We start from the raw sequence: 23,003 nt of genomic DNA on the forward strand, positions 1-23,003 counted from the left end.
TGCAAATCGATGCTTTTCCTGTATATAATACAAGTAGTCAGTTCAACATGAGCAAGGGGTGGCAGTGTATGGAAAAATCAATTCGACAATTGACTTCAGATGATCTTCATCATTTAGAAAAAATGGAAACTGGCATAGAAGATGATTATATTCTCCGAGTATACAATCGGATATCCACTGGAACCAGCCGTATGTATGGCTTATTCCTCGATGAGCGTCTTGCCAGCGTCGGCGGCTACACAATTTTTGCTAAACAATACATTATGCTCGGCAGAATGCGCAGTGACCTTCGCTTCCGTGGAAACAATTTGTCCACCCAATTGATGGCCTATATCATGGAGCAGGCTTTCAGGCTGCCTGCTATTCAATGGATTGGTGCGAATACACAGCAGGAAAATGCATCCGCAAGGCGCGTTATGGACAAACTGGGTCTTGAAGAAGTATCTACCCTCTACAGCGCTATCACATCTGATGCTTCTTTGCTCCAAACCGGCGGCGCCATTTGGCAGGAAGTGACTGAACTGTCCCATAAAAAGAGATGGCTCGATCGGCTGTATATCAAAACCGGATCCGTTTTTCCTTATGAATGCTATTACACTTTTCCAGCTTCTGAACAATTATTCGCCGAAGGCAAGCTGGCACAATGGGCATTTTTCGAAAATGCAGAACAAGACCGTGTGTTGATTACGAAAAAAGATTATAAACGTGATTATTATTTGCATGCCGTCTACCCATGGGATGATCTCATGGAACAGCCTGGACTATGGGAAACCATTTCCATGGCACAGCACCGATTAAGTGAAAAAGTGAAAACCGATGCCTTGCTGTGGATGGACTTGAGCCCTGAACAGGTACGGGAATTACCCGCCCACCATTCTTTTGACCTGCCTTCACCATGGCTGTTATATGGCACTTGCCGTGAGAAGCGCAAACAGATTAATGAATTCTCCAGTTAACTCAAAAAAGCAAGTCAACTTCTTATCCATCTGGTAGAAGTTGACTCGCTTTTCCTTTTATTTGAGAAACGAAATTAGACGCCTTCCGTCAATTCTTTTTCCCGATCGATTCTTTGCTGCTTCACTTTCAACTGCTCCATTTCATCTTTTGTCAAAAATTGAACTTTATAGCCTACCATCGCCATGACGATGCCAATAATTGGTACGGTATAATTAAGCACCGCATACGGAGCATACGCAAATGGATGAACCGCCAAAGTCGCCAGAATAAAGACACCGCAAGTATTCCAGGGAATAAAAGGAGAAGTCAGCGTACCACCATCTTCAAGGGCACGTGACAAGTTTTTAGAATGCAGCCCTTTATCCTGATAAGCTGTTGCGTACATGCGTCCGGGCAGCAGAATTGAAATGTATTGTTCAGATGCCGTAGCATTCGTGAAAAATGCTGATGCAATAGTCGCCACAATCAGACTGCCCGCAGATTTTGCTACTTTGAGAATCTGTTGGACGATAGCCTTCAACATGCCAGTGTGTTCCAATATTCCGCCAAAAACCATGGCGAAAATGGTCAAAGACACAGTGAACATCATCGAAGCGATTCCACCTCGGTTAAACAATTCATCGACCATTTCGTTGTTGGAAGCAATTGCAAATCCATCGTGAAGCGTATTAACTGCTTCCCCAACATTGCCGCCTTGCACAAAAATCTGACATATGAAGCCAAGAAAGACACCAACTACCAATGCAGGCAGAGCGGGTATTTTCAACGCTACTAATACGACAATGATGGCAGGTACCAAAAGCAGCCAAGGTGAAATAACAAAATTGCTGTTCAACGCCGTCAAAATTCCCTCGATATTCCCTTCATCAACTGCCGCTCCGCTAAATTGGCGGCCAAGAAAGAAATACACAACCAACGCGATGATCAATCCTGGAATGGTGGTATACATCATGTGCTTGATATGTTCGAATAAATTTGTACCGGTAATGCCGGCCGCCAGGTTTGTAGTATCTGACAATGGAGACATCTTATCCCCAAAATAGGAGCCGGAAATAACCGCTCCCGCTACCATGGCAGCAGGGATGCCCATGCTCAAACCGATTCCCATGCCAGCTACACCGATTGTCCCCATTGTTGACCAGGAGCTGCCGATGGCGAGCGCGACGATTCCGCAAATCAGACAGATTGTCATTAAAAATAAGGATGGCGTAATGATTTGTAAGCCGTAATAGATCATTGTTGCAATGATGCCGCCGCCAATCCAGGAAGCAATGATCATGCCGACAACAATGATGATCACAATGGCCGGAAGAGCAAGGCGGATTCCTCTATACGCCCCTTCTTCAATCGTCTCCCATTTATAGCCGAGACGCCAAGCAATAATTCCCGCAACTACTGCACCGAGTGCCAAAGGTACATGCGGACTGCCTTCAAAGACAATGATAGTGACAGCCATGGCTACAATCATGACGAGAAATGGAATAAGTGCTAATAGAAAAGGCGTTTCGATCTCTTGCTGCTTCGTTTTCATTCTATGTAACCCCTTACTTTTATGTATTACTTACATATTACAGCAAAACTTAAAATAATCTATCAATTTTTAATACGACGATTTTACGGGGAATACGACTGTTGATCCATATCCGATAGAGCTGCAGGCAAACTAAAACAGCCCTCTCTGAAGAGGGCTGCCACTATATTGCCATAAGCAGCTTTTTCACTTTAGGATTTTTTATTTAATGCCAAATAAATTTCAGCTTCGAAAAACTTTCGGCGGTGGTCCGCTGATTTTCTTCTAGACAATTTGCCATTTTCAAAAACCCGACTGCATAAGTAAAATGGCGCTTCTTCATTTTCCACAACTTGCCATGTTCCGTGAAGAGCCTGCTGACTGCCGAAGTCCATAATGAAATTCTGTCCGACAGGCAGCACCGGATATTTACATCCGACTTTAACTGATGCCGTTTTTTCCGGTCCTTTTGTAAATCGGTCCATACTCAACCCCCCCCTATAATGACTATTCAACAATAAAATTAGCCTATATTTAAGTCTTTTCTATTAAATACCCGAATTCCAGAAAGTTTCAAACTCAAGCAGTCTAGCAGTGTTCGACACAATACCGACAAGTCCCCAGGTTTCTTGCAGTCAGATAAGTGGTATTTAAAAAGAACAGCGTCGTTTTGCAGCAAAAGAAAAATAGTCCACACATATGTGTTCATTTAAATTGATTGGCAAAGCGGCATATTTTGTGCGGAGGTGCATCATGAAATTCCTGGAGTATTGGATTTACCTGGTACTATCCATTTCTAAAATATATCTGTTCAGCGTGTATGCCGGAACAGAATTTCAGTTCAGCTTTTTTATCCTCAATCTCGCTTCAATCATTGTTTTATCCAGTTGGACACTGTTATTGAGCTACAACAAACGGCGATGGATTCTATTGACTTTGCTGTTTTTGCATAGCACCTTACTGATTTCGGACCTATGGTATTATCGCTATTTTAACGACTTGCTATCCATCACCCTACTTTCTGACGTAACGCAGATGAGTGACGTCGGCGGTGGATTCTTGACTTTGATCGAAACGAAAGATTTCCTCTTTTTCGCCGATCTGTTGATTTTCTCCTTCGTCCTGTTTGCCACCCGAAAAAATCAGGAGGCAGTAGCCCGAAAAACAAAAAGGCTCGTTGCCGGAGCCGGATTCGCTCTTGGCGTTCTGATTGTAGCAGTCCCATTACTCGTCAGCTATGCTAATGAAGAGAAATGGCTGGTCGATGAGCCGATCGCGAATATGCGCGAGTATTACCAGCTCGGATTTTGGGGTTATCACGGTTTAGACTTTGCCCAGGGCGTCGGCTCCTTTTTTAAAGACGACAGCGCAACTGCTGAAGAAGTATCACGGATTCAGCAGTTGGACCCTGATACACCATCAGCTGTATCGGATTCTGAAAAACCGAATATCATTATGGTTCAATTAGAATCATTTCAAACTTCCGTAATTGAACAGCAGGTAAACGGACAGGAACTGACTCCTCATTTGAATGCATTGAAAGAAGAAGCCTTGTTCTTTCCGTCTTTTTATCATCAAACTCATGAAGGCCGGACTTCAGACGCTGAATTCATTACATTAACCTCCCTGCAGCCATTGAAATCAGGATCTGTTTACACGCAATATGCCGATAATGAATTCGAGGGATTGCCTGAGTTGTTGAGAAATGCCGGCTATGACACAGCAGCGATGCATGCTTTCGAAAAGGATTTCTGGAATCGGGATGGTTTCTATGAGAATATCGGCTTTAATCATTTTTTCAGTCAAACAGATTTTCCGGATAACCAAGATATCGGCATGGCTTTGAACGATGAAGATTTTCTGACCACTTCCATTGAACTGGCCGGACAGCTGAGAGAACCTTATTTTGCTTTTCTGGTTGCCTTGTCGAGTCATACACCTTATGAGATTCCTAAGGAATTGGAACAGCTGGATCTGACTGGTTACGAAGATCCATTGCTGAAAGGCTATTACGAAACCATCCATTATGTTGATGGAGCAGTCGGCGTGATGATTGAAGAATTGAAACAGAAAGACATGTGGGATGACTCCCTTATCATTTTCTATGGAGATCATGATAGCGGACTGACACAGGCCGACAGCGAAATGGCACAGGAACTGGGAACTGAAACTGAAGTGCAGTTGTTTGAACTTGATCAACAGGTTCCGCTCTTTATAAAGGAACCCAATATGGAAAAAGGCAGTATTGTTGAAAGCGTAGGTGGGCAAATTGACATCGCTCCGACCATTTTGGATATAGTGAATGTCAATCGTCCATTCATGCTTGGCCAATCCTTGTTAGATAAAAACAGTAACTTGACCGTGTTTCGTGATGGCGCCTTCCGTTTTGAAGAATTGTATTTTAAACCTGATTTAACTCTGCCTGGCGACAGCGGCACTTGCTTTGAAGTTGATACCGGTGAAGAAGTTGCCATTGAACAATGTGGTTCATATATTGAAACAGCAGCTGAACAGCTCCGGGTATCGGATCTCGTCATCCAGAAGAATGCCCTTCGTGAAATGAACAATTCCGAAAAATAACAATTACCCTCTTCGCGAAAAAGTGAAGAGGGTTTTGTATAAGTACCGAGTTGATTCGATGTCTTTTATTTGATTTCCTCTATATGATGAAGTTATAAGAAACTGCAACTTCACAGCAAAGGATGATAGCAATGAGCGGACTGAAAAAAATCATACTGTTGCTCGCCCTTCTCGTCTTATTGAGTGCCTGCAATGCCAATTCACAGGACAGTGGGGCAAACGCGGGCCAATTGAACGACGGCAATCCGGCACCTTCTTTTGAATTGATGGATTTGGAAGGAAACCAGCATAATCTCGCCGATTATGCCGGCCAAAAAGTTTATGTGAAATTTTGGGCATCCTGGTGTTCAATTTGTCTGTCTGGCATGGAAGAGCTGAATACTTTGGCTGCTGAAGAGACCGACTTTAAAGTATTGACCATTGTGTCACCCAGCTCCAATGCTGAAAAAAGCACCAAGTCATTCACTAAATGGTTTTCGGGTTTCCCTAAGGCTGAAAACATCACTGTATTATTGGATGAAGGCGGCACCTTCTTTGAAGAATACGGCATCATCGGCTATCCAACTTCCGTCTATATCGGATCGGATGGAACACTTGTCAAAAGCCTCACTGGGCATGTCAGCAATGAAGCAATCAAAGACAGTTTTGACGCTATAAAATGATAATGAGCTTGTAGATAAAAGAATAATCACTTTTCTGAGAGAATAAAAATACAGGCAGCTAGGTAGCGCATCCTTCGCTCCAGACGGACGCTTTCCGCGGGCTCGCGCCGAACTAACTCGGACTGGCGCCCGAGTGGATTTCGGCACTTCGCTGTCCCGCAGGAGTCGCCGTCTTGCGCTCCGGATTCCGAAAAAGCTGTGATATCCTGTGTCTTGCTCCATCGTTTTCTACAGGGAAGCAGTTTTTAAAACCAGTTCCCTCTACAAGAAGGATTCCCAATCAGACTGGCCACGAAGACTCCTGTTGGAAACAGCGCAGCGACGAAAGCTGAAGACCCTGCAGGAAAGGCATTGACTGAAGCCGAGTCCACGGAAAGCGAAGTAGCCAGACCGTTTGGATTATATCTCCTATTCATTTTGATATGACTTTGTCTACAGTCTGATGATAATCTGTGTTTCTCGACGCCAAGGGGCGACGGGAAACACCTTTTTTATTGATGGAATGCATGTTTCAGCACTTTTGGTGCTTTATGGTCGGTCGTTGGGATTTGTGGTCGTTCGCAGAGTTTTGAAAGCGTTCAACAAGAACCCACCACGCCCCTCATTTCAACATAAATAGAAAACAAACCGCAGACGAATAGCATCATCGTTTGCCGCTTGTTTTATTAGGAACCTATACGGTTAAACCTTCGTTATATCTTTAAAGATTTTAATTATAGAAGGTGGATGTTTTCATGTATACGTACAGCTCATTCGAAGATTCCGGTACGTTCATCTTGCTGCGGCCCATCCTTTTTCTGCTGCTTGCTGTCGCTTTTCTTTTGTTCCTGGCGATACTGATTTCTAGGATCAGAAACAGTATGCTTAATGCCTTCGCCGTCGTCAGTCTATCTGTTGTGACAGTGTTTGTGGCGCTGCAGGTGGGTTATTACCACGCCATAATTGTCGATGAGATCGGATTAGGCGGAGATCCTGTCTCCTTCTATCTGTTCTTTACCATTGCTGCTTTCAGCCTGATGAACCCTATCCTTTACCTTCTCACTAGTCAAAAGCGAAATATAGTTCAATAAACCAGCCCTTACAATAAATAAAATCCGATGCCCATGATCAAGTATGCAGCAAGCAAAGTCAAGCCTTCAAACCAGTTCGATTCCCCGTCGTTCATAACATTGATCGCCAGGAAGACGGCCGTAATCATGGCCACCAGTTCGGAAACGGTGAAGACCAGAGGCATCTGCTGCGGCATGAAAAGCGAAATCAGCACCAGGATTGGCGCAACGAACATGGCAATTTGCAATGTAGAACCAATCGCAATCTCAACAGCAACATCCATTTTGTTCTTCATCGCCATAATGAGCGCGGAAGCATGCTCTGCCGCATTACCAACTATTGCAACGATGATAACCCCGATAAACAACTCGGACCAGCCAAATTGCTCTCCGACTTCTTCAAAGGTGTGGACCAGGTTTTCTGAGACGTACGCCACCACTAAAGTCGCAGCGAGCAGGATGATGAGTGCTTTCTTCTTCGGCCATTCCGGCTCTTCATGTTCAGTATCCTGCGCCACATCCGCGTGGCTGTAAACACCGCGGTGTGTGACCAGCTTGAAGAACAGTCCCGCTAAGTACAAAAGGATCAGGATGATTGAGATTCCGACACTCAATTGGATGGTCTCGGTTTCATTCATGGTCATCGAAAAAATTTCAGGTATGACAAACGCTACGACGACCGCAAAGATTAATAGCCCTGAATTATGTGTGGCATCATGGACATTGAACATTTGCCGTTTGAATTTGATGCCGCCAAGGAAAAATGATAATCCTCCCACCAGCAGCAAATTTCCTAATACCGAGCCGGTCAAAGACGCCAATACCACGCCAATTAATCCTGCCTGCAACGCGAAAATGGAGATGATCAATTCCACGGCATTTCCGAAAGTTGCATTCAGCAGGCCTCCAATACGAGGTCCGCTGACAATAGCCAGACTTTCTGTGGATCTTCCCATGAAGCTTGATAATGCCACTACGCTTACCGAACAAATAAAGAACATGGCGATGCTCGGCCAATCCATAAAAGAGCCAATCACTGTTAAAGGCACGCCCACTGCCACCAAAATCCCAAATATTCGATTCATAAAATCCCTTCTTTGCTTTTGATAATAATGGATACCCATTTTTTAAAATTCCCTAAACCTAAAAAAAACACGCGTTGCCGATGAAGGCAGCACGCGTTTTCAAATCATATCTTCAGGAAATCTTCATTCATAAATGCAGGATTTGGGTAACAGTAAAATCCTTCGCCTGTTTCCCTTCCCAGCTTTCCTTTATCCAGGTATTCCGTCTTCAGCATATGTGCCAATTCCACAAACTTGGGCTTTCCACTAGATTCTGCTTTACCCTGAACGATATTGTAAGCTGTATTGATTCCGACGACATCCAAAATAGCGAAAGGCCCTAGAGGTGCTCCGGTTGCAATCATCCAGGTCTTATCAATCGTTTGGATATCTGCGACTTCTTTTACAAGCAGCAATTCAGCGGCTTCTAGAAAAGGCACTAACAATGAATTCAGAATATAACCTGGCTGCTCTTTATATAAAGGCAAGGCGACCATTCCAATGGCTTCGGCAAACTCGATCATGTCATTAAAAACGCTGTCAGCAGTTCCCGGATGCTTCATAATTTCTGCTGTATTGTTGATGCGGATCGTATTGGCAAAATGCAATGCCAGGAATTTTTCCGGACGGCCTGTCGCTTCTGCAAACTGGCTTGGCAGCAGAGTTGATGAATTGGTGGCAAACACTGTTTTTTCAGGAGCGGCTTTGCCCAGTTCCGTATAGAAAGCTGTTTTGATATCAGCCACCTCAGGAATTGCTTCAATTACCAAATCGGCATCGGCTACCGCTTCTGCCAAATCGGTATGAAAGGTCAAACGGTCATACGCAGCGTCCACTTCCGCTTCGCTGGAACCGAAATCATTGCGGTAGTTTTTCATCAGCTTGGCCAGCCTTCTTTTCGAACTTTCAACGGCGGCTTCATTGATATCATAAATCGTCACATCGAATCCTTTGAATGCTGTCTGGTAAGCAATTTGGCTCCCCAAGACGCCACTCCCTGCCACTGTGATTTTTTTATAATCCATTATTCTCCTCCTCAGCAATTCTTTGTATACCGAGTAAAGAAAATCTTTGTGTAAACCTCGGCAAGGAAGCTTCCTTCAAAATCGCCTCTGTTCTTAATCGTAGTGTTCCAATGCATAATAACGTTATTTCGAAAAAAAAGGAATTTTCGTTCGTATCTTTTTATATAATGGTTCCAACAATTTTCGCAATGCATGGACAGGCGGCACTGGGCTCCTGCTATGCCATTGAATCCACTCTAATGCGATCAGACTCAATATCAGCCAAATCGAACCGGCGATGTAACCTGCCAGAACATCACTGGGAAAATGAGCACCCAAGTAGATTCGGCTAATGCCGATCATCATAATCAAAATACTCAAAACAACCGCTGTCAGTCCTTTAATCCAGCTTCGTTGATGCGCCCGGATAACCAAGTAAATTATAAACCCATAAAAAATCAGTGATCCCATGGAATGTCCACTGGGGAAACTGTAGCCGATTGCATCAATTTCTTCGTTAATGCTTGGGCGTTCTCTGAGGTACAGATGCTTCAGCAGCAACGTCAGTAAAGAGCCGCCACCCACTGCAATAATAAAAAACAAAATGCCCCATTTATCTTTCATTCTGAATCCCAGTACTGCTAAAACAAGAATTGACAAAGTGGTCAAAAACCATACTGAACCCATTTCAGTAAAGATGAACATGATGCTGTCCATCGTTTTTCCGGCTCCTGCTTCCATCAAGGTGATGATGAAACTATCAAATAGACCAAATTCCTGTCCCATCACTTCTTCCGCCAATTCAGTAAACAGCACAATAAACAGCGCTGCTATGCCAAGTCCGCCAAGCAACAGCAAGAAAGCCAGACCAGCCATTTTTTCGTTTTTCTCCATCTTATCGCTCCCACCTATTACAGATAATATTCCTTTACCCTTTTCTGACTGGGGATATGTAAAATCAACATCGCAGATTCAACTATTTGTTCGAAATGCTGTCTCATGGTATTTTTATCAGAAGAAGTAAATTATCTCAGGAGTTGATTGTTTGGAACAGTTAACCGGAAAAACAGCTATTATCACAGGAGCCAATAGCGGCATCGGGCTGGAAGCTGCTAAAGTGTTTGCTGATCGCGGTGCTAAGATTATTATGGCCGTAAGAGATACTGCAAAAGGCGAGGCTGCCCGCGATTTGATTCTTAGCACCAAGCAGGAAGCTTTCATTACCGTGATGAAACTGGATTTAGCAGATCTGGCGAACGTCCGGAAATTTGCAGAGAGCTTTAAGGACAAATACGATTCACTGGACTTGCTGATCAATAATGCCGGCGTCATGACGCCGCCTTATTCCAAAACAAAAGATGGATTCGAGTTGCAATTTGGCAGCAACCATCTTGGCCATTTTGCATTGACCGGTCTTTTGCTGCCGTTGCTGAAGAAAACACCAGGTTCACGTGTGGTTTCCCTCAGCAGTCTTGCCCATAAAGGAGCGGCCATCAATTTTGATAATCTCGACGGAACAAAAGGCTATAAGCCAATGAAGTTCTACAGCCAGAGCAAGCTCGCGAATCTGCTGTTTGCCCAGGAACTGGACAAGCGTTTTAAGGAGAACGGACTGCAGTCACTGAGTTTGGCTTGCCATCCGGGGATTTCCGCAACCAATCTGTTTAAGTTTGGAAAACGGGATGCCCCTGAATTCTTGAAATCATTGATGCACAACTTTCTCCAGCCGCCTGATATGGGTGCTTTGCCGACCATCTACGCGGCCACTGAACCGCAGCTGAAAGGCGGCGAATATATCGGCCCCGACGGCAAAGGCCAGCGCAAAGGCTATCCGGCGTTGGATACACCTCACGCATCCGCTGGAGATAAAGCCGTATCGCAAAAGCTCTGGGCAGTTTCAGAAAAACTGACTGGAGTAACATTTGATTTTAGTTAAGAACATCCTTAACATGCGAAAAGCCACTTTCATTTTTTAGATGAAAGTGGCTTTTCCTGTTGAGGTTGTATAATCAAAATTTGTACATGACATGACTTCATTTTGGCAGCATCACTGGATTATACTTTTTTAGAAACTCCTCGATTACTACCCGGTGGCTCCCCACCATCTTATCCGGCAAATCATGAACTGAAAAAAAGTTGAAACTCAAGGATTCTTTTTGATCAACGACTAAATTGCCGTGGTATTTAGTCGAATAATAGGCGGTCGTCACTACATAAAATTCATCGCCATTTTCAGCTATTACAAAATGATTGGGTCCGGAGTAGACATTGATCAGGTGCACTTCTTCAATGACTAACCCCGTCTCCTCAAAAACTTCCCGTTTGGCTGTATCTTCTGTCGATTCGCCAAGTTCCATCAGCCCTCCCGGAAGGCCCCACAGGTTTTTCGGAAATTTCCGCTCTTCCAGCAGCAAACGGCCAAACTCATCGACAATCACTACCACGGCACCGACTAATATTAATGGCCGGTGACCGACGACTGCCCGCAATTCTTCTACATAACCCATCTATTCAAAACTCCTCGTCTTTTTTAAATAATGCAGTTCCAAATTTTAACCCCGCATCTTCTTCTTGAATCCCCATACTGCAATACCGAATATAACCATTGTGTAAGCGGCCACCCACAGCATAGGTGCAGCAATAACTGCATAATCGCCGGCAAAAGCAGCCCGTGAAGCATCAACGGCGTGCGCGAACGGCAGCAAGTAAGCAACCTTCTCAAAAGTTCCGCCGATCATATCAAGTTCAAACCAGGTGCCGCTCAACCAAGTGGTGATGTTGACAAAAATTGCAAACATCGCTCCGACTTGCCGGTCAGTAAAAAAGGTGCCAAAAAACAAACCGAAACCGATATAAAGCAGCGAAATGACAAGCACTACCGCACAGCCAAGAATTGCATCAACCGTGACCGGCATTCCCAACAATACCGCAGTGCCATAGCACGCAGCTATTTGAAGGACCGCTACCGGCAGCAGCGGAACGGCATAACCAATCAAGTAATCAGTCGCCGTCATTGGTGATGCAAAAATTCTCATAAGAAATGAACTGCTTTTATCTCGGCCGATGAGCATGCCCGAAAATAAAGTGATGAAGGAAAAACTGAATACAATGATAGCAGGTGCTAACTGATCGAGTGTAAAAAGATCAAACGGCATATTTTCAGCCATCATGGAAAACAGCCACAACATCAAAAGCGGCAGAATCATTCCGAAGAGCAAGGTCATCGGATCACGTAAAATTTCTTTGCGGTTACGCTGTGCGAATGTCAAAGCTCTCATCAACTTTCCTCCTCTGCCGTCAGCTGAAGAAAAATGTCCTGCAACTTAGCTTGTCCGGTCTGCTCTCTTAATTCGTCCAGTGTCCCAAGCGCGTGCAGCCTGCCTTTATGCATAATGCCAATTCGATCGGCCAGCGCTTCCACTTCTTCCAAATAATGCGTTGTTAAAATAATGGTGATTTGCCCTTTCAACCCGCGCAAAATCTCCCACAAATCCAATCGTGCCCGGACATCCAACCCTACTGTCGGCTCATCCAAAAAAATAATTTCAGGACCGGAAATCAAGGCCATCGCAATGCTTAACCGGCGCTCCAGTCCTCCAGATAAGGTACGTCCTTTGGCTTTTGAACGATCGGCCAAACCGAACTTATCCATAAGTTCGGTGGCTTTTTGTTCAGCTTCTTTCTTATCGCTGCCATAAATCTTGGCGATAAACTCCAGGTTTTCTTTTACGGAAAGATTGCGGGCAACTGCTGTTTCCTGCGGAGAAATGTTCAGTTTCTTTTTTACTGCCTGTGGTTCCTTAACGATGCTGTTGCCCAGCATGACAGCATCACCACTCGTGGGTTCCATCAGACAGCTCAATAATTTGATAGTCGTGGTTTTACCTGCCCCATTTTCGCCAAGCAACGCAAAAAATTCACCTTGTCCAATCGTCAGCGAAAGATGATCTACGGCTACACGATCCTCGAATGTTTTGGTTAACTCCTTAATTTTAATATCCATGGATTCCCATCGCCTCCTTTTCTTCATTTTAACGATAAGTGCTTACAATGAATAATAAAGCGATAATCTCATTAACGTCATTTCAAAAAAGTTTAAAAAATATTCATAATATTGTGGTAATTATTTGTCATTAGTAATATAATTTAACCATAAACAATGAACTGGAATTGCATGCGGCCGCATAAAAGAGTTCATTTATAGATTAGCTGGATTTGTCTGTGCCTTTTTAAGTTGTTAGGTCTTACACAAATCTATCAATCAAAAGGAGAAAAAGAAGATGAAAAAGCTGATAATGATCTTGTTTGCTGTTGTTCTTGTATTCGGTTTTGCCTCAACATCCATGGCAAGCGGCGGTAAAGATGATAGCCATACAACAAAAACGGTAACCTTTGAAAAAGGCGTCACGACCATCGTTACTACAACAGTTGATGTGAGCCATGACAAAAAAGTAGAAGTGAAGAAACATACGGATACCTCCGTTGTTAAGAAATCCAAAAAAGATGTTTCCACAAAAGTGGATGTGGTAATGACCAAAGAAAAACATCCAAAAAACCATAAATTATATCGAGATGTAAAAACTGCAACCACTTACAAAATAGTGAAAGTCACGAAATGGGACGAAGTAACAAAAACAACAAAAATCAAAACAACGACGACTCCTGTCAAAATCATCAAAACGACTGTCAATACATTGAAACACCGAGGAGCCCCAGGCAGCAACGGTAAAGTAATCAGTGATGAGACTAAAGTCGATACAGAGAAAAAATATGGTGAGCCGAAAGTGGATGTAAAGACTAAAAAAGAAGTCACCAAAGAAAATATCAAAACCTCTAAAACTAAAAAAGTCATTGATGTAAAAGTGACCTACAGTGACTGGAAAAAATATCATTGATAATAACTAGCATGAAAAAGCTGCATCAGACAACTGATGCGGCTTTTTTTGTCTGTAAAGGTTTTCAAATAAAGCAAAGAACCGATAAAATAAGAGAAAGCAACTCCAGTCTGACTGGAAACATGAAGGAAGTGATTGTTTGCTTACAGGAAAAACAGCCATCATCACAGGCGGCAATAGCGGCATCGGGTTTGAAACAGCGAAAGGGCTTTTGGCGATGGGCGCAAAAATTATCTTAGCCGTGCGCAATACCGAAAAAGGGGAGATGGCGCGGGCCGCTTTATTGGAACTTTATGCAACGGAACAAATTGAAATCATGCAATTGGATCTGGCGGATTTGCAAAGCATTCAATCTTTTGCGGAAAAGTTCCAAAATTCCTCCGATCAGCTCGACTTATTGATTAACAACGCCGGCATCATGGCGCCCCCTTATGCCAAAACAAAAGATGGCTTTGAAATGCAGTTCGGCAGCAATCACCTTGGTCATTTTGCGTTGACCGGCCTGCTCTTGCCTGTATTGGCGAAGACCCAAAATTCACGTGTCATAACCGTCAGCAGCCGCGCACACAGCCGGGGAACGATTGACTTCGACAACCTCGATGGCTCAAAAGGCTACCAGGCGAAAAAATTTTATAACCAAAGCAAATTGGCTAATCTGTATTTCGCATTAGAGCTGGACAAGCGCTTGAAAGAACACAAGCTCCAAACAATCAGTGTAGCTTGCCACCCTGGCGTTTCTGCCACCAATATTCTGAAGCTTGGCCGTTGGGAAATCCCTTTCCTTTTCAAGAATATCGCCAACCTTTTCCTTCAGCCGCCCAGTATGGGTGCATTGTCAACGATTTATGCTGCCACGGAACCGGAATTGATTGGCGGAGAATATATCGGCCCTCTCGGACAGTTTCAGCGTAAAGGCTATCCGGCAAAGGGAGTGCCTCATTTCAATGCAACAGATCAGGAAGTCTCCCGCAAGCTTTGGGAGCTGTCGGAAAAGCTGACGGCTGTTGCCCATCCTTTCGATGCACTCAAGTGATGAAGCATTACCGCTGGTTTTTAATGGCTATTAAGGCACCCAATCCAATCACCCTCCGCTCTGCAAGAAATTTAGAGCCCCAGACATATTGTCTGAACTTAAGGGAATACTGAAAGAATAAGTCACCCTATTAGATCAACCCAACTTTCACTTTAATGGAGGAATTTAACTCATGAGCATCAAACGCATCGTTGTTGGCGGCATAGAACTGGAATGGAATTTGGAAACTGGTGAAGTACTTTTTGAAGGCGGAGATGTCGTGCTCTTTTGGACAAGCGCCATGGAGACTTTTTTTGACACCATCAGAGAAATTTCCGGCACCGAAGCGACTCAACTCGTATTGGAAACGACAGGATTCCGCCAAGGCGTCATTGTTGGCGAAGGCTTTAAAGACATGAAGCAAATCGACACTTCAAATATCGTGGAATGGATTTCCAATACATACGCTCCTGCCGGCTGGGGCAAAGTCGAAATTGTCGAAATGGATATTGACAAAAATACCTTTACAATGCAAATCCAAAATGACTGGGAATACAAAATGAATCTGTTGAAAAATAAAAATACCGAAGGCATATTCGTCCCTTCCCACTACGCCGGGGTGTTGACCGGTATATTCGGCATCAATTTCTGGTACAAGACTCTCCAGTATCAAAGAGAAGGCAATCCGTACAGCCTTGTAGAATATTTTCCTTCTGACGTCACTGTCCAGCAAAACATCCGCGAGCTATCCAGAAAACAGGAAGATGATCAAATCCGCAAATTGGAAGCTTTAGTCGATGAACACACCAAGTCTCTTCAGAGTTTAGTAAAAGAACTTTCTTCTCCTATCATTCCTGTGCTTGAAGGCATTATTGTGGTTCCGATGATTGGCAGTTATGACGAACAGCGCACAGAGGACTTGATCTTTAAAACTTTGAGCGAGCTTCCTAAGCATAAAGCCAATTACTTATTGGTGGACTTGACCGGCCTGAATCAGCATATAACGGAGCACACGGCTTCTTTGATTGACAAGCTTGGTGCTTCAGCCAGACTTCTGGGAACAGAAGTCATTTTGGTCGGCATCTCGCCTGAACTGGCGATCATGATTGCACAATCGCAAAACGGTCTGAAGACTTTCGAATCGCTGCAAAGCCTTCAACACGGAATCTACTATGCACTTGGACGAAGCGGACGGAAAATCGTTTAAGAGGCCTAATAGACGGTCTGGTGAATACCTCCTCTTCCTAGAGACATTTCCTTCTGAAAAGAATATACTAGTTTCTGTCTGTTTTATTTTTGCGGATAGGATAGCCATTGGATGGATCAATGGTTAATGGAGGAGATCATTTGAACGCAAAAGCTTTTTCATTGGCATTATTTTCTGTATTGATATGGGGCTCTTCTTTCGCGGCTATTCGAGTTGGTCTTCAAGGCGGCTATGATGCAGGACAGAACGTACTCGTCAGATTCCTGATCGCTTCAGCACTTTTCTTAATTTACGCTCTATGGCCGGGAACGAAATTCCGCCTTCCTCAAAAACGTGACATCATTCGCCTTCTTTTACTGGGATGGATTGGCATCAGTGTCTATCACATTTTCGTTACCTTCGGCATGGAGACGATTTCTGCCGGTACTGCCGGTATGCTGGTCGGTTCCGGCCCGATCTTTACAGCACTGATTGCTGCATTTGTCTTAAAAGAACGGTTGACCGGTATGGGATGGATCGGCCTTGGCATCGGTTTTGTCGGAATTCTTTTCATCGCTTTTGGATCTGCCGGAGCATCTCTGACACTGACAAATGGTGCTCTGCTCGTATTAATTGCGGCGTTTGCGTCAGCTATTTTCTTTGTTTTTCAAAAGCCGCTGCTTACCCGTTACTCAGCGATTGAATTGACTGCTTATTTTACATGGGCCGGCACCTTACCGTTTCTCATCTTCTCGCCTGGCTTGTTAACTGCGGTGCAAGGAGCCACTTTAGAAGCGCATTTGGCTACACTGTATGTCGGGGTCTTTCCAGCCGCGATTGCTTATGTGACATGGGCAACCGCCTTGTCTCTGGCCAATGCCAGCTCTGTCTCAAGTTTAATTTACCTCGAACCGGCAGTGGCGATAGTCGTTGCCTGGATATGGCTGCATGAACTGCCGACTCCGTTGTCGCTCATTGGCGGCGCCATCGCCATTGCTGGGGTCATGATTGTCAATTTAATGGGCAGAAAACAACGTGTGCTTTCCGGAAAGACCGTGGAATCCACGTAGCCAAATAAAACAGCGCATCCCGGGTTAATTCCTGGAATGCGCTGTTTTATTGTCTGTTATTCCTCTATCCGGAACCAACCTGGTGCATTCGTAACCATATTCCACAAGTTTTCAGGAATATCCAACTGTTCTTTTTTGCTCAGATGAATTGCCTGGAAGATCTCTTCATCACGGCTCTTTCTGACTTTCTCCAGCCAGTCGGGATCCATGATCAAGGCATGACCAAGTGAGACCAGTGGAGTGACTTCCAATGCTTCCTTCACTTGTTGCAATGTCTGCAGTCCACCGACACCAATGACAGGTACCCGGCTGCCGATATGCTCTTGGATCAGTTGCACTCGTGACCGATTATCTTCTTCACGGATCGATCCACCAAAAAATCTACCGACCGACGCGTGGATATAATCGATGCCCTGGTCTGCAATAGCGGTCAAAAACTGCAACGTATCTTCCATCGTAATGCCCGGTTCTTCGCGTTCTTCTGGACTGATCCGGTAACCGACCACAAATGGCTTATCTGCATGCTTAGCGACTGCTTCCTGGATCGATTCGATGACCGCGAGCGGAAAAGCCATGCGAGCCTTAACATCACCTCCCCACTTATCTGTCCGGACATTGGAATGCGGAGAGAAAAATTGCTGAATCAAATACGTATTGGCCCCGTGGATTTCCACACCGTCAAAACCAGCTTCAATGGCACGCCTCGTTGCTTCCCCGAACGCCGATATGGTAGCGTCAATTTCTTCTGGTGTCATTTCACGCGGTGTTGCCGCATTAGGACGAGGTGCCGAAACTGCACTTGGAGAAACCGGCTGTTCACCTTTCAATAACTCTTCGTTTGACATGCGTCCTGCATGATAAAGCTGCAGAATCGCTTTTGCACCGCCTTCTTGAATGGACGATGCCAGCCGGGTCAAGCTGCGGGTCCGTTCATCGCTGTCTGCACCAAATGGATTGGCAAATCCTACACCGAGTGGTTCTACGTGCGCACAGGCCGTAATGACGGCTCCCAACCCACTTTCAGCACGCCGCTTGTAATACATCAATTCGTCATCAGTGACATCACCATTCACGTCTGAAGATGAAGTCGTCATGGGTGCCATCAGGATCCGGTTCTTAATGGTCAAGCCGGATGTGAAAGTAAACGGTTCGAATATATTTTGTGTCGTAATGGCCATATAAATTCCTCCTTGACTATTTCTTTACCCCAATGGAGGTGCCAGCAAGCCTGACGCCTCCGTCATTATTCATCGTAACCGATGTCCGGCACAGCATGAGGCACAAATGCTTGGCCGCGGGGAAATTTCAGTCTTTTGACTGACATAAAAAACCGCCCTCCAGTTATTGAAGGGCGGTTGATTTGTTTCTCTAATCATTTGACAATACTGTAATAGACTCTTGAAGTGAGGCGGTAAATTAGCCAGTAAATCCCCGCAAATGCAATGACCACTGCAACAAATGATAGCAGCCAGGTGACTTCATTCGTGACACCGAATATCAGCAGCAGCTTCCGGACAATCGGATAAGCAAAGATGACGTGTATAGTGGCGATGACAATCGGCAGCAGGAACATCCAGATAATTTGTGAGCGTGTGGATTCCCGAATCATTTCCTTATCCAGACCAACCTTTTGCATGATCTGGAATTTTTCCCGGTCATCAAAACCTTCAGATACCTGTTTAAAGTAGGTGATCAACACTGTGCCAATAGTGAACAGCAGACCAAGGAATATACCCAGGAACAAGAAGCCGCCGTTCATGCTGTACCATTCCTCGCGCTGAAGAAGCCGGGAATCGTAAAGACTGCCCCTGCTCGCTTCCCAGCCATATTCGCTGTTCAACTGCTTCGCCAAAGCTTCCTTCTGCTCTTCAGTCCCCGATGTATCCCATCCGAGTTCAGCATCGATAGCTAAGTAATTCGTATGCGGAAACTGTTCTTTAAAATTCTCTTGGATTTCTAGTAGATGGGAGATGTTTGGCACTACGATTGCCATAGATTCTGTTAAATCCAGATCTTTATTGAATTCATTCTCAATTTCAGCCACCCGGTAGGTCTTTTCGCCGACTGTCAGTTCACTTTCTTGATAGGTGTCTGTGGAATGATAGTATAGCGCTGCATCGTCTTCTAAAGTATAAGATTTACCCGTCATCCGATTAAAATCCTCAAGCGGCAAGATCATCAGCATGATTGATTTATCCGGTTCTGCAAGATTTTCATCAAAGACGAATTCACTTCCTTGAAGACTGCCGAATAAGGTTTCATAGCGATAACTCTCGCTTTCAACCACTTCCAGATTTGCAGCTTCCACTGTATTTTGAACGCTGTCCTGAAGCTCGAAAAAACGTGTGTTCATTTCATCGACATTAGCAGGATCACCGAAAAGCGTCATATTATTTTCGTAAGGATAGCGGTTCTCCAAAGTCTCTTCTGACCCGACAAAAATCGTCATCGTCGTTGACACCGAAATAATGACCATGGAGGCTAAAATGCTGATATTTGCGAGGCCTACCGCATTCTGTTTCATGCGGTACAACATGCCCGAAATGGAAATAAAAGCGCCCGGCCGGTAATAAACCCTTTTATTTCGCTTCAATGCTTTCAATATGAAAATTGATCCCGAGACGAACAGCAGATAGGTGCCGATGATGACCAGCAGCACAGCCAGGAAGAATCTCGTTATGGCGGCGAGCGGATCCGGAATTGTCACAGAAATTCCATAGCCCCAGGCAAGAAAAACAAGGGACAGGATAAATAGGAGAATCGAGCCTTTGGGTTCTTTTTCACCTTCCTGTTTTCCTTTCAACAATTTTATCGGATTGGCGAAAGTGAACTGGCTGACGTTGGAGAGAAACATCAAGCTGAAGATGCCGATAAATAAAGTGACGGTTGCCAACATTGTCAATCCGGATGTCGAATAAGAAATCGCCGATGGCAGTCTCAACATATAATTCAAAAGCATGAAGAACAGCCGCCCAAATACCAAGCCACCCACCAATCCTGCAGCGATGCTTAAAAAACTGGTAAATAGAGTTTCGAAAAACAAGATTTTTGCGACATGTTTTTTCTCCAACCCTAAAATACCGTAAAGGCCGATTTCCTTTTTTCTTCTTTTAATAAGAAAGCTATTGGTGTAGAGGATGAAAATAACTGAAAATATTCCGATCACTACTGTTCCAATCATAAACAGCGTGGCCAGTGAACTGGAACGTTCCTGTACGAATTTATTGGTCAACAGGGACGCCATCAAATAAAACATCATGATGATCGTAGTCGAAGACAATAAATAGGGGATATACAATTGTTTATTCGATTTGATATTGCGCAGCGCCAGTGTAGAGAAAAAACGGTTATTCATCCTGCTCACCCCGGCTGGACAGTACTTTCAATGACTTCGAAATGCGATCCATGAATTGTTCCGCAGGTGCATCGCCGCGGTAAATTTCGTGGTAAACTGCTCCGTCGCGAATAAACAAGATCCGGTCTGAAAAACTGGCGGCCCGTGCACTGTGTGTCACCATAAGGATCGTCTGGCCGGCATCATTGATGCCTTTAAGAATTTCCATCAAGTTTTGGGAAGCCTTTGAATCAAGTGCACCAGTCGGTTCATCCGCCAGAATGATTTTGGGCTGTGTAATCAATGCTCGTGCCACAGCAACACGCTGTTTCTGTCCGCCAGATACTTCATAAGGATATTTATCGATATGCGAGTCAATCCCCAGATTTCGCACAATCGGCGCTAGCCGTGCTTCCATTTCATCAATTGGCGTTTTCGAAAGCACCAGTGGCAACAAAATATTATCGCGAATCGAAAAGTTGTCTAATAGATTGAAATCTTGAAAAACAAACCCAAGTGTATTTCTGCGAAAAGCCGAAATTTCCTTGTCCTTGATTTTTGATAATGGATGGCCATCCAAAAAAACTTCTCCAGATGTCGCATCGTCCAACGTGGAGATGATATTTAACAAAGTCGTTTTTCCTGAGCCTGATTCCCCCATGATAGAGACGAATTCGCCTTTCTCGACTGAAAAATTGACGGTCGTTAGCGCTTCTGTCTGCTGATTTGAAAACCTTGCCGTATATACTTTCTTCAAATTCCTGATTTCTAATAAGGTCATTTCCAACCCCTCCTTGCTTATAAGCATACGGCAGGATAAACAAGACTGCCTGTACCTATTCTTACAATCAGATAGGCAATCTTACGGTATCGTAAGATTGCCAAAGAAATACGGAAAGTGTGACGTGAACCGCCTTCAACCGTCTAGTATCAATCAAAGACGTTTAATTCTTCACGTACCAAATTGATGGCGACACGGGTTCCCTCGCCTGGCTGCGAATCGATCGCCAGCTGATGGCCAAGGCGCTGGCAAATTTTCTTGCTGAGAAACAAGCCGAGACCCGTGGATTTCTCGTGAAGGCGGCCATTCATGCCAGAATAGCCTTTATTGAAAATTTTCGGCAGGTCTTCGGAACGTATGCCAATGCCGGTGTCTTCGATGACCATAGTTTCAGGGTTCTCTGAATCCTGATAAATGGAAATCGTGCCTGCTGGCGTATATTTCAGGCTGTTCGACAAAATCTGCTCCAGCAGGTTCTGCAGCCATTTGCCGTCGGACAGCACCTGCATATCAAGAGGCTGATAATCGAGCTTAATGCCTTTGTAGATAAACAGAATGGAATATTTCTTGATTACTTTTTTGATAAGTTCGTCCACATCGACCATAGACAAATCCAACTCCGCACCAGGTTCTTCAAGCTTGATGTAATTGAGAGCCATATGCGTATAATCCTCGAGCCTCACCAATTCCTGAGAAACCTGTTTTGCTTCTTTTGCCTGAGAACTTTGGGTCAGCAGGCTGATAGCGGAAATCGGCGTCTTGATTTGATGCAGCCACAGAGTAAAGTAATCCAACTGATCGGTTTGCCGCTCAGCATGGAAATTCTCCGATTCCCGCAGCTGTTCGAGCAATGCTTTCATTTTTTCTATGTACAGCTGGTCAGCGGGATCGGCAGTTTGCTGAACCTCTTCCAGGTTTGATGCATTCACCAGCTGCAAGTTATTGATCAGCTTGTAGCGCTTAGCATAATAAAAGTAATGAATAAGCAAATAAATCAATAGCAAGAATGCCGATATTTGCAGACTGTAGAAAAATAAAGTCAGCGGCAATCTGTTCAGTACGTATACCGTGCCAAAAATGACAACTATGCCCAGAAACACAATCAACTGCGGCCGAACAGACAACAGAAAACTTTTCAGCAGAGCGCCGGTGGATTCCTTATGCATGAGCAGCCTCCTTATTCAATGCATAGCCAACGTTCTTCTTTGTCATGATAAAATCTGCCAGTCCGGCTTTCGCCAGTTTCTTGCGCAGCCTTGCAATATTGACAGCTAAGGTATTGTCGTCAATGAACGACTCGTCTTCCCATAACTTGACCATTATTTCTTCCCTCGTCACGTAGTCGCCTTTTTGAAGAAACAGAAGTTCCATAATTCTCAGCTCCGTACGCGTCAAATCGACTTCCTGATCGTCTGTATACATTTTCGATTCGCCCGGTTTTAACAGCGCCCGGTTAAAACTCAGAAAATTATCCGATTCTTTAAAGTCATAAGTTCTTCTGAGAAGAGCCTGTGTTTTTGCGACTGCGACGGTCAAATCGAAGGGCTTGGGAATAAAATCGTCCGCCCCCATTTGAATAGCCATGACGATGTCCATATTTTCATTGCGTGAGGAAATGAAAATGATTGGCACCTGTGAAACTTTGCGGATTTCCTGGCACCAGTAGTAACCATTGAAGGACGGCAACTGAATATCCAGCAACACCAATTGAGGTACTTTGGTTTTGAATTCTTCCAGCACAAGACTAAAATCATCGACTAAAAAAGCTTCGTAATTCCACTTTTCCAGCTCTTCTTTCAATACGCCAGCAATCGTTAAGTCGTCTTCCACGATCATGATTTTGAACATGTGATCATTCCAATCTTAATAATGTGTAGTGTACGGATAAGATCATCAATC

The 23,003-nt window shown here is 44.4% G+C and carries 22 protein-coding genes; 9 read left to right on the forward strand and 13 right to left on the reverse strand.

Going from position 1 to position 23,003, the window contains the following annotated elements; all coding sequences use genetic code 11:
• Positions 1–68 precede the first annotated feature (68 nt).
• Positions 69–956 carry a GNAT family N-acetyltransferase gene (locus FQV26_RS12765; RefSeq protein ID WP_146557928.1) on the forward strand — a complete coding sequence of 296 codons (888 nt, stop codon included), beginning with the start codon at positions 69–71 and terminating at the stop codon, positions 954–956.
• Between the two features lie 74 nt (positions 957–1,030).
• On the opposite strand, the gene nhaC is transcribed toward FQV26_RS12765, so the two are convergent.
• Both nhaC and FQV26_RS12775 read right to left on the reverse strand, forming a co-directional pair.
• A complete protein-coding gene (gene nhaC, locus FQV26_RS12770; protein ID WP_146557929.1) occupies positions 1,031–2,488 on the reverse strand; it encodes a Na+/H+ antiporter NhaC in 1,458 nt (485 codons plus the stop codon).
• 191 nt (positions 2,489–2,679) lie between these two features.
• The gene (locus FQV26_RS12775) at positions 2,680–2,952 is read right to left on the reverse strand and encodes a hypothetical protein (protein WP_146557930.1); all 273 of its coding nucleotides are present in this window, start codon (positions 2,950–2,952) and stop codon (positions 2,680–2,682) included.
• Positions 2,953–3,220: 268 nt separating this feature from the next.
• Here FQV26_RS12775 and FQV26_RS12780 point away from each other — a divergent pair, with 268 nt between their 5' ends.
• The 3 genes from FQV26_RS12780 to FQV26_RS12790 all read left to right on the forward strand — a co-directional run bounded on the left by FQV26_RS12780 (position 3,221) and on the right by FQV26_RS12790 (position 6,779).
• A complete protein-coding gene (locus tag FQV26_RS12780) occupies positions 3,221–5,047 on the forward strand; it encodes an LTA synthase family protein (protein ID WP_146557931.1) in 1,827 nt (608 codons plus the stop codon).
• A gap of 131 nt (positions 5,048–5,178) precedes the next feature.
• Entirely contained in the window at positions 5,179–5,709 is a 531-nt protein-coding gene (locus tag FQV26_RS12785; RefSeq protein WP_146557932.1) for a TlpA family protein disulfide reductase, read from the forward strand.
• Positions 5,710–6,443: 734 nt separating this feature from the next.
• The gene (locus FQV26_RS12790; RefSeq protein ID WP_146557933.1) at positions 6,444–6,779 is read left to right on the forward strand and encodes a hypothetical protein; all 336 of its coding nucleotides are present in this window, start codon (positions 6,444–6,446) and stop codon (positions 6,777–6,779) included.
• 8 nt (positions 6,780–6,787) lie between these two features.
• Here the strand turns inward: FQV26_RS12790 and cax are convergent, their stop codons facing one another.
• The 3 genes from cax to FQV26_RS12805 form a co-directional block, all read right to left on the reverse strand.
• Positions 6,788–7,843 (reverse strand): calcium/proton exchanger, encoded by a 1,056-nt coding sequence (gene cax, locus FQV26_RS12795; RefSeq protein WP_146557934.1) that lies wholly within the window; start codon positions 7,841–7,843, stop codon positions 6,788–6,790.
• Between the two features lie 104 nt (positions 7,844–7,947).
• Entirely contained in the window at positions 7,948–8,847 is a 900-nt protein-coding gene (locus FQV26_RS12800) for a 3-hydroxyacyl-CoA dehydrogenase (protein WP_146557935.1), read from the reverse strand.
• 123 nt (positions 8,848–8,970) lie between these two features.
• Positions 8,971–9,720, reverse strand: coding sequence for a phosphatase PAP2 family protein (locus tag FQV26_RS12805; RefSeq protein WP_146557936.1), 750 nt, complete (start codon positions 9,718–9,720; stop codon positions 8,971–8,973).
• 151 nt (positions 9,721–9,871) lie between these two features.
• On the opposite strand from FQV26_RS12805, the gene FQV26_RS12810 reads away from it, so the two are divergent.
• Positions 9,872–10,762 carry an oxidoreductase gene (locus FQV26_RS12810; RefSeq protein ID WP_146557937.1) on the forward strand — a complete coding sequence of 297 codons (891 nt, stop codon included), beginning with the start codon at positions 9,872–9,874 and terminating at the stop codon, positions 10,760–10,762.
• Positions 10,763–10,859: 97 nt separating this feature from the next.
• Here the strand turns inward: FQV26_RS12810 and FQV26_RS12815 are convergent, their stop codons facing one another.
• From FQV26_RS12815 to FQV26_RS12825, 3 genes are read right to left on the reverse strand one after another with little or no spacing between them, the layout of a single operon-like run.
• Positions 10,860–11,333, reverse strand: coding sequence for an NUDIX hydrolase (locus tag FQV26_RS12815; protein ID WP_146557938.1), 474 nt, complete (start codon positions 11,331–11,333; stop codon positions 10,860–10,862).
• A gap of 45 nt (positions 11,334–11,378) precedes the next feature.
• On the reverse strand, positions 11,379–12,104 hold the full coding sequence (locus FQV26_RS12820) for an ABC transporter permease (protein WP_146557939.1): 726 nt from the start codon (positions 12,102–12,104) through the stop codon (positions 11,379–11,381).
• Positions 12,104–12,829: an ABC transporter ATP-binding protein gene (locus FQV26_RS12825; protein ID WP_146557940.1), complete on the reverse strand. Its 726-nt coding sequence runs from the start codon at positions 12,827–12,829 to the stop codon at positions 12,104–12,106. The genes FQV26_RS12820 and FQV26_RS12825 overlap by 1 nt, the downstream gene beginning before the upstream one ends.
• Before the next feature lie 277 nt (positions 12,830–13,106).
• Here FQV26_RS12825 and FQV26_RS12830 point away from each other — a divergent pair, with 277 nt between their 5' ends.
• The 4 genes from FQV26_RS12830 (at position 13,107) to FQV26_RS12845 (ending at position 16,989) form a co-directional block, all read left to right on the forward strand.
• Positions 13,107–13,721 carry a hypothetical protein gene (locus FQV26_RS12830; protein ID WP_146557941.1) on the forward strand — a complete coding sequence of 205 codons (615 nt, stop codon included), beginning with the start codon at positions 13,107–13,109 and terminating at the stop codon, positions 13,719–13,721.
• A 139-nt stretch (positions 13,722–13,860) separates the two neighbouring features.
• On the forward strand, positions 13,861–14,754 hold the full coding sequence (locus FQV26_RS12835) for an oxidoreductase (protein ID WP_146557942.1): 894 nt from the start codon (positions 13,861–13,863) through the stop codon (positions 14,752–14,754).
• Between the two features lie 172 nt (positions 14,755–14,926).
• Positions 14,927–15,940, forward strand: a complete 1,014-nt coding sequence (locus FQV26_RS12840) for an STAS domain-containing protein (RefSeq protein ID WP_146557943.1) — start codon at positions 14,927–14,929, stop codon at positions 15,938–15,940.
• A gap of 140 nt (positions 15,941–16,080) precedes the next feature.
• Positions 16,081–16,989 (forward strand): DMT family transporter, encoded by a 909-nt coding sequence (locus FQV26_RS12845; protein WP_146557944.1) that lies wholly within the window; start codon positions 16,081–16,083, stop codon positions 16,987–16,989.
• Positions 16,990–17,045: 56 nt separating this feature from the next.
• Here FQV26_RS12845 and FQV26_RS12850 read toward each other — a convergent pair whose 3' ends face one another.
• From FQV26_RS12850 to FQV26_RS12870, 5 genes are all read right to left on the reverse strand, one after another.
• On the reverse strand, positions 17,046–18,167 hold the full coding sequence (locus FQV26_RS12850) for an NADH-dependent flavin oxidoreductase (RefSeq protein WP_146557945.1): 1,122 nt from the start codon (positions 18,165–18,167) through the stop codon (positions 17,046–17,048).
• Positions 18,168–18,361: 194 nt separating this feature from the next.
• Positions 18,362–20,344 (reverse strand): FtsX-like permease family protein, encoded by a 1,983-nt coding sequence (locus tag FQV26_RS12855; protein ID WP_146557946.1) that lies wholly within the window; start codon positions 20,342–20,344, stop codon positions 18,362–18,364.
• On the reverse strand, positions 20,337–21,104 hold the full coding sequence (locus FQV26_RS12860; RefSeq protein WP_146557947.1) for an ABC transporter ATP-binding protein: 768 nt from the start codon (positions 21,102–21,104) through the stop codon (positions 20,337–20,339). The genes FQV26_RS12855 and FQV26_RS12860 overlap by 8 nt, the downstream gene beginning before the upstream one ends.
• A 149-nt stretch (positions 21,105–21,253) precedes the next feature.
• On the reverse strand, positions 21,254–22,270 hold the full coding sequence (locus FQV26_RS12865; RefSeq protein WP_186759916.1) for a sensor histidine kinase: 1,017 nt from the start codon (positions 22,268–22,270) through the stop codon (positions 21,254–21,256).
• A complete protein-coding gene (locus FQV26_RS12870) occupies positions 22,263–22,952 on the reverse strand; it encodes a response regulator transcription factor (protein WP_146557948.1) in 690 nt (229 codons plus the stop codon). The genes FQV26_RS12865 and FQV26_RS12870 overlap by 8 nt, the downstream gene beginning before the upstream one ends.
• Positions 22,953–23,003 lie beyond the last annotated feature (51 nt).

Source organism: Planococcus sp. CPCC 101016 (genome assembly GCF_007859295.1).
GTDB lineage: Bacteria > Bacillota > Bacilli > Bacillales_A > Planococcaceae > Planococcus.

Bases quoted from the DNA above. Each gene is read 5' to 3' on its own strand.
- FQV26_RS12820 (WP_146557939.1), bottom strand. From the start codon at position 12,104: ATGAGAGCTTTGACATTCGCACAGCGTAACCGCAAAGAAATTTTACGT.
- FQV26_RS12805 (WP_146557936.1), bottom strand. From the start codon at position 9,720: ATGGAGAAAAACGAAAAAATGGCTGGTCTGGCTTTCTTGCTGTTGCTT.
- FQV26_RS12870 (WP_146557948.1), bottom strand. From the start codon at position 22,952: ATGTTCAAAATCATGATCGTGGAAGACGACTTAACGATTGCTGGCGTA.
- nhaC (WP_146557929.1), bottom strand. From the start codon at position 2,488: ATGAAAACGAAGCAGCAAGAGATCGAAACGCCTTTTCTATTAGCACTT.
- FQV26_RS12855 (WP_146557946.1), bottom strand. From the start codon at position 20,344: ATGAATAACCGTTTTTTCTCTACACTGGCGCTGCGCAATATCAAATCG.
- FQV26_RS12790 (WP_146557933.1), top strand. From the start codon at position 6,444: ATGTATACGTACAGCTCATTCGAAGATTCCGGTACGTTCATCTTGCTG.
- FQV26_RS12775 (WP_146557930.1), bottom strand. From the start codon at position 2,952: ATGGACCGATTTACAAAAGGACCGGAAAAAACGGCATCAGTTAAAGTC.
- FQV26_RS12780 (WP_146557931.1), top strand. From the start codon at position 3,221: ATGAAATTCCTGGAGTATTGGATTTACCTGGTACTATCCATTTCTAAA.
- FQV26_RS12785 (WP_146557932.1), top strand. From the start codon at position 5,179: ATGAGCGGACTGAAAAAAATCATACTGTTGCTCGCCCTTCTCGTCTTA.
- FQV26_RS12865 (WP_186759916.1), bottom strand. From the start codon at position 22,270: ATGCATAAGGAATCCACCGGCGCTCTGCTGAAAAGTTTTCTGTTGTCT.
- FQV26_RS12800 (WP_146557935.1), bottom strand. From the start codon at position 8,847: ATGGATTATAAAAAAATCACAGTGGCAGGGAGTGGCGTCTTGGGGAGC.
- FQV26_RS12830 (WP_146557941.1), top strand. From the start codon at position 13,107: ATGAAAAAGCTGATAATGATCTTGTTTGCTGTTGTTCTTGTATTCGGT.
- FQV26_RS12840 (WP_146557943.1), top strand. From the start codon at position 14,927: ATGAGCATCAAACGCATCGTTGTTGGCGGCATAGAACTGGAATGGAAT.
- FQV26_RS12860 (WP_146557947.1), bottom strand. From the start codon at position 21,104: ATGACCTTATTAGAAATCAGGAATTTGAAGAAAGTATATACGGCAAGG.
- FQV26_RS12765 (WP_146557928.1), top strand. From the start codon at position 69: ATGGAAAAATCAATTCGACAATTGACTTCAGATGATCTTCATCATTTA.
- FQV26_RS12850 (WP_146557945.1), bottom strand. From the start codon at position 18,167: ATGGCCATTACGACACAAAATATATTCGAACCGTTTACTTTCACATCC.
- cax (WP_146557934.1), bottom strand. From the start codon at position 7,843: ATGAATCGAATATTTGGGATTTTGGTGGCAGTGGGCGTGCCTTTAACA.
- FQV26_RS12825 (WP_146557940.1), bottom strand. From the start codon at position 12,829: ATGGATATTAAAATTAAGGAGTTAACCAAAACATTCGAGGATCGTGTA.
- FQV26_RS12815 (WP_146557938.1), bottom strand. From the start codon at position 11,333: ATGGGTTATGTAGAAGAATTGCGGGCAGTCGTCGGTCACCGGCCATTA.